Annotated in this window: 10 protein-coding genes; 3 read left to right on the forward strand and 7 right to left on the reverse strand. The window is 64.2% G+C overall.

The window, feature by feature from the left end:
* Positions 1 to 14: 14 nt before the first annotated feature.
* From scpA to SLT36_RS03810, 4 genes are all read right to left on the reverse strand, one after another.
* Positions 15 to 2,156 (reverse strand): methylmalonyl-CoA mutase, encoded by a 2,142-nt coding sequence (gene scpA, locus SLT36_RS03795; RefSeq protein ID WP_432285907.1) that lies wholly within the window; start codon positions 2,154 to 2,156, stop codon positions 15 to 17.
* 165 nt (positions 2,157 to 2,321) lie between these two features.
* Complete coding sequence (locus SLT36_RS03800) at positions 2,322 to 4,325, reverse strand: acetyl-CoA carboxylase biotin carboxylase subunit (RefSeq protein ID WP_432285908.1); 2,004 nt, start codon at positions 4,323 to 4,325, stop codon at positions 2,322 to 2,324.
* Between the two features lie 11 nt (positions 4,326 to 4,336).
* Complete coding sequence (locus SLT36_RS03805; RefSeq protein WP_432285909.1) at positions 4,337 to 5,869, reverse strand: acyl-CoA carboxylase subunit beta; 1,533 nt, start codon at positions 5,867 to 5,869, stop codon at positions 4,337 to 4,339.
* A complete protein-coding gene (locus SLT36_RS03810; RefSeq protein ID WP_432285910.1) occupies positions 5,869 to 6,450 on the reverse strand; it encodes a biotin transporter BioY in 582 nt (193 codons plus the stop codon). The genes SLT36_RS03805 and SLT36_RS03810 overlap by 1 nt, the downstream gene beginning before the upstream one ends.
* 166 nt (positions 6,451 to 6,616) lie before the next feature.
* Here SLT36_RS03810 and SLT36_RS03815 point away from each other — a divergent pair, with 166 nt between their 5' ends.
* On the forward strand, positions 6,617 to 8,029 hold the full coding sequence (locus SLT36_RS03815; RefSeq protein WP_432285911.1) for a helix-turn-helix domain-containing protein: 1,413 nt from the start codon (positions 6,617 to 6,619) through the stop codon (positions 8,027 to 8,029).
* Positions 8,030 to 8,032: 3 nt separating this feature from the next.
* Here the strand turns inward: SLT36_RS03815 and SLT36_RS03820 are convergent, their stop codons facing one another.
* Positions 8,033 to 8,389, reverse strand: coding sequence for a DUF423 domain-containing protein (locus SLT36_RS03820; protein ID WP_432285912.1), 357 nt, complete (start codon positions 8,387 to 8,389; stop codon positions 8,033 to 8,035).
* A gap of 204 nt (positions 8,390 to 8,593) precedes the next feature.
* On the opposite strand from SLT36_RS03820, the gene SLT36_RS03825 reads away from it, so the two are divergent.
* Both SLT36_RS03825 and SLT36_RS03830 read left to right on the forward strand, forming a co-directional pair.
* Positions 8,594 to 10,897, forward strand: coding sequence for a Tex family protein (locus tag SLT36_RS03825; protein ID WP_432285913.1), 2,304 nt, complete (start codon positions 8,594 to 8,596; stop codon positions 10,895 to 10,897).
* Between the two features lie 125 nt (positions 10,898 to 11,022).
* Positions 11,023 to 12,240 (forward strand): argininosuccinate synthase, encoded by a 1,218-nt coding sequence (locus SLT36_RS03830; RefSeq protein WP_432285915.1) that lies wholly within the window; start codon positions 11,023 to 11,025, stop codon positions 12,238 to 12,240.
* Between the two features lie 243 nt (positions 12,241 to 12,483).
* Here SLT36_RS03830 and SLT36_RS03835 read toward each other — a convergent pair whose 3' ends face one another.
* Both SLT36_RS03835 and SLT36_RS03840 read right to left on the reverse strand, forming a co-directional pair.
* A complete protein-coding gene (locus tag SLT36_RS03835; RefSeq protein WP_432285916.1) occupies positions 12,484 to 12,882 on the reverse strand; it encodes a hypothetical protein in 399 nt (132 codons plus the stop codon).
* Positions 12,883 to 13,012: 130 nt separating this feature from the next.
* Positions 13,013 to 13,831 carry a lytic murein transglycosylase gene (locus SLT36_RS03840; RefSeq protein WP_432285917.1) on the reverse strand — a complete coding sequence of 273 codons (819 nt, stop codon included), beginning with the start codon at positions 13,829 to 13,831 and terminating at the stop codon, positions 13,013 to 13,015.
* Positions 13,832 to 13,993 lie beyond the last annotated feature (162 nt).

Here is a 13,993-nt window from a genome sequence, read left to right on the forward strand (position 1 = left end):
TTCGGTTCGCGCGCTTACTGGTTGCGGCGCTTGCCTTCCATCAGGTCGAGCACCGCGCGGGCGGCGTCGAGCACATTGGTGCCGGGTCCGAAGACCGCCGACACGCCATGGTCAAGCAGGTACTGATAATCCTGCCGCGGAATGACGCCGCCGACCACCACGATGATATCCTCAGCGCCCTTGGCCTTGAGAGCCTGGACAAGCTGTGGGGCAAGTGTCTTGTGGCCGGCCGCCAGCGACGACATGCCGACGACATGGACCCTGGAGGTGATTGCCGTGTCTGCGGCTTCAGCCGGTGTCTGGAACAGCGGCCCGGCAATGACCTCGAAGCCGATGTCGCCAAAGGCCGAGGCGATGATCTTGGCACCGCGATCGTGGCCGTCCTGACCGAGCTTGGCCACCATGACACGCGGCTTTTCACCCAGTGAGCCGGCAAACTGTTCGAGCCGCGACACCAACGTCTGGAATTCCGGCTCGTCGTCATAGGCCTTGCCATAGACGTTTTCGACCACTTCGGGCACCGCCGCATGGTCGCCAAAGGCGCGGCGCATCGCATCGGAAATCTCGCCGACCGTGGCACGGGCGCGGGACGCGTCGACGGCCGCGGCAAGGATGTTGCCTTTACCTGAGCGAGCGACCTGTTCCAGCGCGGCAATCGTTTCGGCGACGCGCTTCGGGTCGCGCTGGCGGCGGGTGCGCTCGATACGGGCGATCTGTGACAGGCGGACGGCGGAATTGTCGATCTCAAGGATATCGAGATGATCTTCCTGCTCGAGACGGTACTTGTTGACGCCAACGATGACCTCGTCACCTTTGTCGACGGCGGCCTGGCGCCGGGTCGCCGCCTCCTCGATCATCCGCTTGGGCAATCCGCTCGCGACAGCCTTGGTCATGCCGCCCATCGCCTCGACCTCCTCGATCAGCGCCCAGGCCTTCTCGGCGAGGTCTTTGGTCAGGGCCTCGACATAATAGGAGCCGGCGAGTGGGTCGACGACCTTGGTCACGCCGGTCTCATGCTGCAGGATCAACTGGGTGTTGCGGGCGATACGGGCCGAAAACTCGGTTGGAAGTGCGATCGCCTCGTCGAAGGAGTTGGTGTGCAGCGACTGCGTGCCGCCGAGGGCCGCCGACATCGCCTCGAAGGCGGTGCGGACGATGTTGTTGTAGGGATCCTGCTCCTGCAATGATACGCCCGAGGTCTGGCAGTGGGTCCGCAGCATCAGCGACGACGGCTTCTTCGGCTCGAATTCGGTCATGATGCGTGACCAGAGCAGGCGCGCCGCCCGCAGCTTTGCCGCCTCCATGAAGAAGTTCATGCCGATGGCGAAGAAGAAGGACAGCCGGCCGGCGAAGTCGTCGACATTGAGCCCCTTCTTCAGCGCCGCACGAACATATTCGCGCCCATCGGCCAGGGTGAAGGCGAGTTCCTGCACCAGCGTCGAACCGGCCTCCTGCATGTGGTAGCCAGAGATCGAGATCGAGTTGAACTTCGGCATCTCTCTGGCCGTATACTCGATGATGTCGGCAACGATGCGCATCGAGGGTTCGGGCGGGTAGATGTAGGTGTTGCGGACCATGAACTCCTTGAGGATGTCGTTCTGGATGGTCCCCGAAAGCTTGTCGCGCGACACGCCCTGTTCCTCGCCCGCAACGATGAAATTGGCGAGGATCGGGATGACGGCGCCGTTCATGGTCATCGACACCGAGATCTGCTCGAGCGGGATGCCGTCGAACAGGATCTTCATGTCCTCGACGGAATCGATTGCCACGCCGGCCTTGCCGACGTCGCCTTCGACGCGCGGATGGTCCGAGTCATAACCGCGATGGGTGGCGAGGTCGAAGGCGACGGACACGCCCTGCTGGCCGGCGGCGAGCGCCTTGCGGTAGAAGTTGTTGGAAGCCTCCGCCGTGGAGAAGCCGGCATATTGCCGGATCGTCCAGGGGCGGCCGGTGTACATGGTGGCGCGTGGACCGCGCAGGAACGGCGCGATGCCCGGCAGCGTGCCGAGATGGCCGATGCCTTGGAGATCATCCGCCGTGTAGAGCGGCTTGACCTCAATGCCCTCAGGCGTGTTCCAGGTCAGCGTGTCGGGCGATGCCTTGATCTCGCGCTCGGCGAGTTCTTTCCAGCTGTCGGTTGTTGGTTTGTCGGTCATTGGGGCCTCCTCAGGCGCGGGGCTCACCCTCCCCCTTGTGGGGAGGGTCGGACCGCAGGTCCGGGGTGGGGGTAAGAGTGCCAAGTCGAGCACGTGCGACGATGGGGTCGATCGTGTCCACTTTGCGGATCGACCCTAAGCAGTCTGAAGAGGCGCTAGGCGCCATCACTCGAACTCCATGATCAGCTCGTCGACTGCGAGGCTTTCGCCCGCTGTCGCCGCCACGCGCTTGACCGTGCCCTTGCGCTCGGCGCGCAGCACGTTTTCCATTTTCATCGCCTCGACTGTTGCCAGCGACTGGCCGGCCTCGACCTCGTCGCCTTGCTTGACCAGGATCGACGTCACCACGCCCGGCATCGGGCAAAGCAGCATCTTCGAGGTATCGGGCGGCAGCTTGACCGGCATCAGCTTCGCCAGTTGGGCGACGCGCGGGCTGCGCACATGGGTCACCACGTCCATGCCGCGCCAGCGCAGGCGCCAGCCTGTGCCCGACCGCGACACCTTCACGCCGATGGACGTGCCATCGACGGCAAAGTTGGCGTGCGGGTGGCCTGGCAGCCAGTCGCTCGACACCGCAAGTGTGGTGCCGTCGTCGAATTCGACCATCATGCCGTCGGCTCCGTCCCTGACATGGAGCGGCAGGGTGAAGCCGGCAAGGGTGACCACCCAGTCGGCGCCGACGGGACGCTGGTGGTTGGCGAGCGAGCCCGAGATCTGGGTGCCGCGACGCTGGACGGACTGGTTGATAAGTGCCGCCACCGCGGCAAGCTTGCGGGCATCGGACTCGGAGGGTGCCACGCCGGCAAAGCCGTCGGGAAACTCCTCGGCGATGTAGGCGGTGGTCAGCGCGCCGGAGCGGAACCGCTCCTGGTCCATGACCGCCGAGAGGAAGGGCAGATTGTGGCCGATGCCTTCGACTTCGAAATCGTCCAGCGCCCGGCCCATCGCCTCGACCGCCGTCAGGCGATCCGGCGCCCAGGTGCAGAGCTTGGCGATCATCGGATCGTAGTACATCGAGATTTCGCCGCCCTCGAAGACGCCGGTATCGTTGCGGACGACGGTGCCGTCGTCGCGCTTGCCCTCGACCGGCGGGCGGTAGCGGGTCAGCCGGCCGATCGACGGCAGGAAGTTGCGATAGGGATCCTCGGCGTAGAGGCGGCTTTCGACGGCCCAGCCGTCAAGGTTCACCTCGGCTTGCGTAAAGCGAAGCTTCTCGCCGGCGGCGACGCGGATCATCTCCTCGACCAGGTCGATGCCGGTGATCAATTCCGTCACCGGATGCTCGACCTGCAAGCGGGTGTTCATCTCGAGGAAGTAGAAGTTCCTGTTGCCGTCGACGATGAACTCGACCGTGCCGGCCGAGAAGTATCCGACGGCGTTGCCGAGCGCCACGGCCTGTTCGCCCATTGCCTTGCGGGTGTCGGCGTCGAGGAAGGGCGACGGCGCCTCCTCGATGACCTTCTGGTTGCGGCGTTGGATCGAACATTCGCGCTCGCCGAGATAGACGAGGTTGCCGTGCTGGTCGCCCAGCACCTGGATCTCGATGTGGCGCGGCTGGGTGACGAATTTTTCGATGAAAATGCGGTCGTCGCCGAAGGAGGACTTTGCCTCGTTCCTGGATGACTGGAAGCCCTCGCGCGCCTCGGTGTCGTTCCAGGCGATGCGCATGCCTTTGCCGCCGCCGCCGGCGGAGGCCTTGATCATGACGGGATAACCGATCGAATTGGCGATCTTGACCGCCTCGTCGGCGTCTTCGATCAGCCCCATATGGCCGGGCACGGTGTTGACGCCGGCGGAGGCCGCGATCTTCTTCGAGGTGATCTTGTCGCCCATCGCCTCGATGGCAACAGGCGGCGGGCCGATGAAGGCGACGCCTTCGCCCTTTAGCGCCTCGGCGAAATTCGGGTTCTCCGACAGGAAGCCATAGCCCGGATGCACCGCATCGGCGCCGGTCTGCCGGATCGCGTCGATGATTTTCTGGATGACGATGTAGGACTGGTTCGACGGTGCCGGCCCGATATGGACGGCCTCGTCGGCCATCTTCACGTGCAGCGCCTCACGGTCGGCGTCGGAATAGACCGCGACCGTTGCGATACCAAGCTTCTGGGCCGTCTTGATGACCCGGCAGGCGATCTCGCCACGATTGGCGATGAGGATTTTCTTGAACATTTTTGTCCTGCTCACAGCGGTATCGTGTCGTGCTTCTTCCACGGTGCATCGAGCTTCTTGCCACGCAGGGCGGCGAAGGCGCGGGCGATGCGACGGCGCGACGAATGCGGCATGATCACCTCGTCGATGAAACCGCGCTCGGCTGACTTGAACGGGTTGGCGAAGTTGGTTTCGTACTCCTTGGTGCGCTCGGCGATCTTTTCCGGATCGCCAAGATCGGAGCGGTAGAGAATTTCGGTCGCGCCCTTGGCGCCCATGACGGCGATCTCCGCCGTCGGCCAGGCATAGTTGATGTCGGCGCCGATATGCTTGGAGGCCATGACGTCATAAGCGCCGCCATAAGCCTTGCGCGTGATCAGCGTGACCATCGGAACGGTGGCCTGGCTATAGGCGAAGAGCAGCTTGGCGCCATGCTTGATGACGCCGCCATATTCCTGCGCGGTACCAGGCAGGAAGCCCGGAACGTCGACCAAGGTCAGGATCGGGATCGAGAACGCGTCGCAGAAGCGGACGAAACGGGCCGCCTTTCGCGACGAGTCGATGTCGAGACAGCCGGCCAGCACCATCGGCTGGTTGGCGACGATGCCGACGCTCTGGCCTTCGATGCGCATGAAGCCGGTGATGATATTCTTGGCGAACGCTTCCTGGATTTCGAAGAAATCGCCCTCGTCGGCGATCGCCAGGATCAGCTCCTTCATGTCGTAGGGTTTGGTCGCGCTGTCGGGGATCAGCGTGTCGAGCCGCATCTCCAACCGGCTCGGATCGTCATGGAACGGCCGCACCGGCGGCTTCTCGCGGTTGTTGAGCGGCAGGAAGTCGAACAGCAGGCGAACCTGCTCCAGGGCCTCGATGTCGTTTTCGTAGGCGCCGTCGGCGACCGAGGACTTCGAAGTGTGGGTGCGGGCGCCGCCGAGCTCTTCGGCGGTGACGATCTCGTTGGTGACCGTCTTCACCACGTCGGGACCGGTGACGAACATGTAGGACGAGTCACGCACCATGAAGATGAAGTCGGTCATGGCGGGCGAATACACCGCGCCGCCAGCGCACGGGCCCATGATGACCGAGATCTGCGGCACGACGCCGGAGGCATCGACATTGCGCTTGAACACGTCGGCATAGCCGGCAAGCGAAGCGACGCCTTCCTGGATGCGGGCGCCGCCGGAGTCGTTCAGGCCGATGACGGGCGCGCCGTTGCGCATCGCCATGTCCATGATCTTGCAGATTTTCTGCGCGTGCGTCTCCGACAGCGAGCCGCCGAGCACGGTGAAGTCCTGGCTGAAGACATAGACCAGGCGACCGTTGATGGTGCCCCAGCCGGTAACGACGCCGTCACCCGCCACCTTCTGCTCGGCCATGCCGAAATCGGTGGTGCGGTGGGTGACATACATGTCGAACTCTTCGAAGGAGCCTTCATCGAGCAGCACGTCGATGCGTTCGCGCGCCGTCAGCTTGCCCTTGGCATGCTGGGCATCGATGCGCTTCTGGCCGCCGCCGAGGCGGGCCTCGGCGCGGCGGGCTTCCAGTTGTTCGAGTACGGCGCGCATCAGTTCATGCCCTTGTGAGAAAGCCATTTCCAGGCGGCGGGGAAGGCGATCGCGGCAAGCACGGCCTTCATGACGTCGCCTGATATGAAGGGGTAGAGGCCGAAGGCCAGCACAGGCTTGTCCCAGCCGACGACATTGCCGAGCCAGAGCAGGCCGGGCACATAGATGACGGCTCCGGCAAGCAGTGCGGCCAGCATGGCGGTGACAGCGTTGCGGTCCCAGCCGCGCTCGGCGAGCCAGCCGGCGAGCACTGCGGCAGGCAGGTAGCCGGCGAGATAACCGCCGGTCGGGCCCGTCATGTAGGCGAGGCCGATGCCCTTTTCGGGCGTGCCGGCAAAGACCGGCAGGCCAAGAGCGCCCTGCGCGAGATAGAGAGCAACGGCAGCAGTGCCACGTACCGGGCCGAGCGCCAGGCCGAGGCCGATGACGACAAGCGTCTGCATGGTCATGGGAACGGGGTAGAACGGCACCTGAATCTTGGCGGAGGCGGTCAGAAGCAACGAGCCCGCGACGACGGCCACGATGTCCATTGTGCTGAGCCGGCTGGTCCGCCTGTCGGCAAGGGTCTGGTAGAGCGTCATGGGGCTTTCTCCCGCGCTACAGGTTGAAAAACAATGGCCTCTCGCCGCGTCAGCGGCAAGCAGCGAAGTTGGCGCAATAGCCCCATGGCGCGCGCAGGAAAACAGTTGAAAGTGTGCAAAAGCGTAATATACAAATTCGAGAAATGTAAATTGCGAATTTGCAAACATGGCGACCCGCAAACTCTATATCGGCCGCAAGGTGCGCGAGCTGCGCGAGGCCAACAAGGCGACGCAGGCGAGCTTCGCCGAGCGCATCGGCATCTCGACCAGCTATCTCAACCAGATCGAGAACAACCAGCGTCCGGTTTCCGCCTCGGTGCTGCTCGCGCTCGCCGAAAAATTCCAGATCGACATCTCGGAGATTTCGCAGGGCGACAATGACCGGCTGCTGTCGGCGCTGACGGAGGCACTGTCCGATCCGATCTTCGAGAACTACGCGCCCAACCTGCAGGAACTGAAGCTGGTGACGCAGAACGCGCCGGGCTTCGCCCGGGCGCTGATCTCGGCCCATCAAGCCTATCGCCGCAATTCCGAGCAGCTGGCGAGCCTTGACGACACACTGGGGCGCGGCACATCCGCCTCCGAGCCCACGCCCTATGAGGAAGTGCGCGACTTCTTCCATTTCGTCGACAACTACATCCACGCGCTCGACGTGGCGGCAGAGCGACTGGCCGGGGAGCTCGGCATCGGCGAGCGAGACAGTTATGCGGCGCTGGCCGCGCATCTGGACAGCCGGCATGGCGTCCGCATCGCCCGCGCCGATGCCGATGACGATGCGCTGAGGCGATTCGACGCCAAGTCGGGAGTGCTGTTCCTCAACCCCTACTCGCCGCTGGCCACCCGCAGCTTCCAGATCGCCTTCCAGGTCGCCGAGATGGAGATGGAGGCCGAAGTGGCACAGATCGCTCGTTCGGCCGAATTCCGTACCAGCGAGGCGCAGGAAATCTGCAAGATGGGGCTGCGCAATTATTTCGCCGGCGCGCTGACCCTCCCCTACCAGGCCTTCATGCGCGCGGCCGCCGAGCTGCGCCACGACCTCGAGCTGATGGCTGCGCATTTCGGCGCTTCGATCGAGCAGGTGGCGCACAGGCTGAGCACGCTGCAGCGGCCGGGGCACAAGGGCGTGCCGATCTTCTTTGCCCGCATCGACCGCGCCGGCAACATCACCAAGCGCCATAGTGCCGCCAAGCTGCAATTCGCTCGTTTCGGTGCGGCCTGTCCGCTGTGGAACGTGCACCAGGCCTTCGAGACGCCGGGCCGGATCATCCGCCAACTGGCCGAGACGCCCGACGGCGCGCGATATCTCTGCATCGCCACGGAAATCTCCAAGGGCGGTGGCGGCTTCAACGCGCCGCACCGGCGCTATTCCATCGCGCTTGGCTGCGAGGTCACTTACGCGCAGGATTTTGTCTATGCCGACGGGTTGGAGCTGGGTAGCAGGACCGCCTTCGATCCGATCGGCATTTCATGCCGCATCTGCGAGCGCACCAACTGCCTCCAGCGCGCCGTGCCGCCGCTCAAGCGCCGGCTGGTGATCGACAAGGACGTCCGTCATCCCCTTCCCTATCGAATCGGCTGAGGATCAGCCGTCTTGGCGGACCGTCAGCCCGCCAACCGCCAGCGTCAGCCAGCCCAGGATCATGCCGGTGCCGCCCAAGGGGGCGGCGAAGGGAAACAGGCGCTGGCCGAGATAGTCGCGCGCCAGGAGATCGCCTGAGAACAGCAACACTGACAGGAGTAGAATGGCTGCTCCGAGGTGCAGGATACGGCTGTGAGCTGCCATCAGCGACAGAGCGATCAGTACAGGTGCATGAAACAGCAGAAAATTGGCCGCAGTGGCGACATTTGCGCTGCCGCCATGGCTGGCCGCCGCCGACAGCGCCACGCCGGCTGCGCCGCACAGCGCCGCTGCGACAAACAGAAACCGGTCGAATTTCATTGATTTGCTCCTGAGGGCGCTTTCCCGGGGAAGATACGCGGAAGCTGCGAAGATGCCTGCCAAAATTCCATCCGTTTGCCGCGCCGATTGCCGCAGCCCTGCCGCTTTTCTGTGGAGCTTGAGACGGCGCGGGAAAATGGTCGTTTGGCGTTCCGCCCGGCAGTCACTATGTTCGCGCACCCGTACAACAGGCACCAGGATTCCATGGCTGGCGACATCAGGAAAATCGCTGCGATCATTGCAGCCGAGATCAATGCGAAGGCCGAGCAGGTCATAGCTGCCGTCGGGTTGCTCGACGAGGGTGCGACCGTTCCTTTCGTCGCCCGCTACCGCAAGGAAGTCACCGGCGGCCTCGACGACACCCAGCTGCGCGATCTCTCCGAACGCCTCGCCTATCTGCGCGAACTCGAGGCGCGCCGCACTGCCATCGTCGAATCCATCACCAGCCAGGGCAAGATGACCGACGAGCTGGCGATCCGCATCGCCACCGTCACCACCAAGGCCGAGCTCGAAGACATCTACCTGCCTTACAAGCCCAAGCGCCGCACCAAGGCGGAAATTGCCAGGGAGCGCGGGCTTGGACCGCTGGCGGAAGCCATCCTCGCCGACCGTTCAAAAGTGCCCGCTGAGCTCGCCGTGCCTTACGTCGCCGGCGACGTGGCCGATGTGAAGGCGGCGCTGGAAGGCGCGCGCGATATCGTCGCCGAGGGCATTTCGGAAAATGCCGATCTCCTCGGCCGCCTGCGCACCCACATGAAGGAACGCGCCGTCATGCGTGCCCGCGTCGTCGACGGCAAGCAGGAGGCCGGCGCCAAGTTTTCAGACTACTTCGACCATTCCGAGCGCTGGGCTTCCGTGCCGAGCCACCGCGCGCTCGCCATGCTGCGCGGCCGCAACGAGGACGTGCTGTCGCTCGACCTCGAGATCGATGCCGACGACACCTCGCCGGTCAAGCCGGTCGAGCGCATGATCGCCGCGGCCTACCAGATTGGATCGACCCTGCCCGGCGACCAGTGGCTGATGCAAGTCGCCGGCTGGACCTGGCGCGTGAAACTCTCGCTTTCGCTTTCGCTCGACCTGATGCGCGACCTGCGCGAGGCGGCCGAGGAAGAGGCGATCCGCGTCTTCTCGCGCAACCTCAAGGACCTGTTGCTCGCCGCCCCTGCCGGCTCGCGCGCCACCATGGGCCTCGATCCGGGCATCCGCACCGGGGTCAAGGTTGCGGTCATCGACGCCACCGGCAAGGTGCTCGACACCACCACGGTCTACCCCTTCCCGCCGAAGAATGACGTGCGCGGAACCCAGGCCGAACTGGCCCGGCTTATCATCCGCCACAAGGTCGAGCTGATCGCCATCGGCAACGGCACCGGCAGCCGCGAAACCGAGCGCCTCGTCGCCGACATGCTGACTGACATGCCGGCACCCAAGCCGACAAAGGTCATTGTCAGCGAGGCCGGCGCCTCGGTCTATTCGGCCTCCGCTACGGCCGCGGCCGAGTTCCCCAATCTCGACGTGTCGCTGCGTGGTGCCGTGTCGATTGCGCGCCGCCTGCAGGATCCGCTCGCCGAGCTGGTCAAGATCGAGCCCAAGTCGATCGGCGTCGGTCAGTACCAGCACGACGTCGACCAGTATCGCCTCGGACGTTCGCTCGAAGCGGTGGTCGAGGACGCGGTGAACGCCGTCGGTGTCGACCTCAACACCGCCTCTGCCCCCCTGCTCGCTCGTGTCTCCGGTCTCGGGCCGTCGCTGGCCGAGTCGATCGTCGCCTACCGTGACGCCTCGGGCGCCTTCGCCACACGTCGCGACCTGTTGTCGGTCCCCCGCCTTGGCCAGCGCGCCTTCGAACAATGCGCCGGCTTCCTGCGCATCCGTGACGGCAAGGAGCCGCTCGATGCTTCGTCCGTCCATCCTGAAGCCTATGGCGTCGCCAAGAAGATCGTGGCGTCCTGCGGCCGTGACCTGCGCCAGCTGATGGGTGACAGTGCAGCGCTGAAGGCGATCGATCCGCGCGCCTTCGTCGACGAACGTTTCGGCTTGCCGACGGTGCGCGACATCATCGCCGAGCTGGAAAAACCGGGTCGCGACCCGCGTCCGGGCTTCAAGACCGCGACCTTCGCCGACGGCGTCGACGACATCAAGGATCTCAAGCCCGGCATGCTGCTCGAAGGTACCGTCACCAACGTCGCCGCTTTCGGCGCCTTCGTTGACATTGGCGTGCATCAGGACGGCCTCGTCCATGTCTCGCAGCTGGCCGACAAGTTCGTGAAGGACCCACATGAGGTGGTGAAGGCCGGCGACGTGGTGAAAGTCCGCGTCGTCGAGGTCGACATTGCGCGCAAGCGCATCGGGCTTACCATGCGCAAGGATGGCGGCGAGCCGGCGCCCCGCTCGGCCGCTCCCGCCAAGAGCCGCGACATGAAGTTCGCGTCATCGAAGCCGCAGCCAAACAAGGCGGACCAGCAAGGTGCGTTCGGCGCGGCCCTGCTCGAGGCGATGAAGCGCAAGTGAGCAAGCCTGGGCGACCACGCTGCTATCGCAGCGGCATGATCGCCCTTGCCCGCTTGCCCGTTCCTGCTTAGAAAGCCCGGGAAACGCGGCCCCAGCCGGCCGCTTGCAAAAGGTGCCGTGCTCAAATGTCCAAGTGGAAAGACGTCAAGAAGGTCGTGCTCGCCTATTCCGGCGGTCTCGACACCTCCATCATCCTGAAGTGGCTGCAGACCGAGCTCAACGCCGAGGTCGTCACCTTCACTGCCGATCTCGGCCAGGGCGAGGAGCTCGAGCCGGCGCGCAAGAAGGCCGAGATGCTGGGCATCAAGGAGATCTTCATCGAGGACGTGCGCGAAGAATTCGTCCGCGACTTTGTTTTCCCGATGTTCCGCGCCAATGCCGTCTATGAAGGCGTTTACCTGCTCGGCACTTCGATTGCTCGTCCGCTGATCTCCAAGCACCTCGTCGATATCGCCAGGAAGACCGGTGCAGACGCAATCGCCCACGGCGCCACCGGCAAGGGCAACGATCAGGTCCGCTTCGAGCTGTCGGCCTATGCGCTCAACCCCGACATCAAGATCATCGCACCGTGGCGCGACTGGTCGTTCAAGAGCCGCACCGACCTGCTCGACTTCGCCGAAAAGCACCAGATCCCGGTCGCCAAGGACAAGAAGGGTGAGGCCCCCTTCTCCGTGGATGCCAACCTTTTGCACTCGTCCTCCGAGGGCAAAGTACTGGAAGATCCGGCCGTCGAGGCACCCGAATATGTGCACATGCGCACCATTTCGCCCGAGGCTGCGCCTGACAAGGCAACCATCATCAAGATCGGCTTCGAAAAGGGTGATGCCGTCTCGATCGATGGCGAGCGCCTGTCACCGGCGACGCTGCTGGACAAGCTCAACGACTACGGCCGCGACAACGGCATCGGCCGTCTCGACCTGGTCGAGAACCGCTTCGTCGGCATGAAGAGCCGCGGCGTTTACGAGACCCCGGGCGGCACGATCCTGCTTCAGGCGCACCGCGCCATCGAATCGATCACGCTCGACCGTGGTGCCGCGCATCTCAAGGATGAGCTGATGCCGCGTTACGCCGAGCTGATCTATTACGGCTTCTGGTTCTCGCCCGAGCGCCAGATGCTGCAGGCGGCGATCGACCTCAGCCAGAAGGACGTCGAGGGCGAAGTCACCCTCAAGCTCTACAAGGGCAATGTCATGGTCATCGGCCGCGAGAGCGCGAAGTCGCTCTATTCCGACAAGCTGGTCACCTTCGAGGACGACCAGGGCGCCTACGACCAGAAGGACGCCGCCGGCTTCATCAAGCTCAACGCCTTGCGCCTGCGCACGCTCGCCGCGCGTAACCGGTAATGACGAGCTTTTTCTTCTCCCCGTTCTACGGGGAGAAGATGCCGGCAGGCAGATGAGGGGCCCTGCAAGCCTCTCAGAATTACGCGCTGCCCCTTATTCAGCCCTTTGGGCCACATTCTCCCTGCAAGCGGGGAGAATGAAAGACTCACGCCCCACCTTCGTAAGAATCCTCAAGATACGCCCGCTTGGCCGCCTCGTCGCGCGCTGAATAGAGGTACCGGCTGAAGGCCAGCCGCTCGTGGTTCACCGCGGCCAGCTCCCAGACGCAGAAGGTGGCGCGGTGCGGGCCGGGCAGCGGAAACAGCGAGAAATCGAGACCGTTTCCCATATCTCGTTGGCATTGCGCCACGAACTCACCAGCAGGAAATGAAAATCGCCGCCGCAGCGGTGCAGGATGACGAAGCCGAGCTCGCCCTTGAGCTTGAGTCGCCCGGTCGCCGTCTCCGCCGCCAGGAAACGCTGTGCAAGCGCGCTGGTGTCGCGTGTCACCGGCGTCGCGGCTTCCGCGATGTCGTACCACTTCAGCAGGCCGCCGCCGGCGGGTGCCGGCAACCCCGGTGTCACGGTCTTTGGGTAATGGCTGTAGCCTTCGACATTGCCGAAGCGCGAGAGATCGGCGGGCAGGCCGCTCTGGCTGTTCATGACAAGATCCTCGTCCGCATTGAAAAAGCCCGGCGTCGCCACCGGGCTCTTGTCATTTTGCGTCCGAGGCCCTGGCTTTGCCAGTGCCGCGGAAATGTCTCCTGACAGGGTTGTGTCAGGTCGTCAGGCGTCAGTTGCCGTCGATCTCGGCGCCGATGATGGCGATCGCCTGCTGGTAGACGCTGGCTGCGTTCCAGCCCTGCAGTGCGCCGAAATTGGCCTGGCCGGGCTGGTAGCCGCCGCCTGCGCTCCAGCCGTGGCCGCGCAGGAAGTTGGCGGTCGAGGCCAGCGCGTCGGCCTTGGAGCGGACCATGTCGATCTTGCCGTTGCCGTCGCCGTCAGCACCGTATTTCAGCACGTTGACCGGCAGGAACTGCGTCTGGCCGATTTCGCCATGAGCAGCGCCGATGGCGTTGGGCGCCAGCGTGCCGCTCTGGACGAGCTTGAGCGCCGCGTAGAGCTGGTCGGTGAAATATTCCGAACGGCGGCAGTCATAAGCGAGCGTGGCGACGGCCGACAGCGTGTGCTGGTTGCCCATGAAGCCGCCGAAGCCGGTCTCCATGCCCCAGATCGCGATCAGCGGGCCGGCCGGCACGCCATAGCGCGCCTCGATGCTCTGGAACAGCGCCGCGTTCTGCTTCTTGATCGTCTTGCCCTTGGAGGCAATCGCCTTGCCGCCGCGCTTGGCCATGAACTGGTCGAGCGAGAGCTTGAAGCTCTTCTGGTTGCGGTCGGCGTAGATCGTCTTGGTGGCATAGGTCGTATTGGCAAGCGCGCTGAGGGCGCTCCCCTTGATGCCGTTTGCCGCCGCCTGGTCGGCAAATGCCGCCTTCCATGCTTCGAAGCCGCCCGCGTTGTTGCCGCATTCCGCCGCAAATGCGCTGCCCGCCGAAACCGCCAGCATGGCGGAGGCCGCAGCAAAAGTCTTCACCTTGGCAGTCAATGCCATGCCGTTCTCCTGATGCCTGAATCAATATCCCTGGGAGGGGTGTTGCCAGCCCAACGCTCGCTTTTTAGCATTAAGAAGGCGTTTACGTCCCCGTCTGCCTGCAATGGCAGGTGGCAAAATTCTCGCATAGGATCAAGCGGTGAATATGGCGAGAGCGGGGAA

This window comes from Aminobacter sp. BA135 (assembly GCF_050859125.1).
GTDB lineage: Bacteria > Pseudomonadota > Alphaproteobacteria > Rhizobiales > Rhizobiaceae > Aminobacter > Aminobacter ciceronei.

What these genes read in the sequence shown, in the direction of transcription:
- scpA (WP_432285907.1), bottom strand. Translation starts at nt 2,156, where the DNA reads ATGACCGACAAACCAACAACCGACAGCTGGAAAGAACTCGCCGAGCGC.
- SLT36_RS03800 (WP_432285908.1), bottom strand. Translation starts at nt 4,325, where the DNA reads ATGTTCAAGAAAATCCTCATCGCCAATCGTGGCGAGATCGCCTGCCGG.
- SLT36_RS03805 (WP_432285909.1), bottom strand. Translation starts at nt 5,869, where the DNA reads ATGCGCGCCGTACTCGAACAACTGGAAGCCCGCCGCGCCGAGGCCCGC.
- SLT36_RS03810 (WP_432285910.1), bottom strand. Translation starts at nt 6,450, where the DNA reads ATGACGCTCTACCAGACCCTTGCCGACAGGCGGACCAGCCGGCTCAGC.
- SLT36_RS03815 (WP_432285911.1), top strand. Translation starts at nt 6,617, where the DNA reads ATGGCGACCCGCAAACTCTATATCGGCCGCAAGGTGCGCGAGCTGCGC.
- SLT36_RS03820 (WP_432285912.1), bottom strand. Translation starts at nt 8,389, where the DNA reads ATGAAATTCGACCGGTTTCTGTTTGTCGCAGCGGCGCTGTGCGGCGCA.
- SLT36_RS03825 (WP_432285913.1), top strand. Translation starts at nt 8,594, where the DNA reads ATGGCTGGCGACATCAGGAAAATCGCTGCGATCATTGCAGCCGAGATC.
- SLT36_RS03830 (WP_432285915.1), top strand. Translation starts at nt 11,023, where the DNA reads ATGTCCAAGTGGAAAGACGTCAAGAAGGTCGTGCTCGCCTATTCCGGC.
- SLT36_RS03835 (WP_432285916.1), bottom strand. Translation starts at nt 12,882, where the DNA reads ATGAACAGCCAGAGCGGCCTGCCCGCCGATCTCTCGCGCTTCGGCAAT.
- SLT36_RS03840 (WP_432285917.1), bottom strand. Translation starts at nt 13,831, where the DNA reads ATGGCATTGACTGCCAAGGTGAAGACTTTTGCTGCGGCCTCCGCCATG.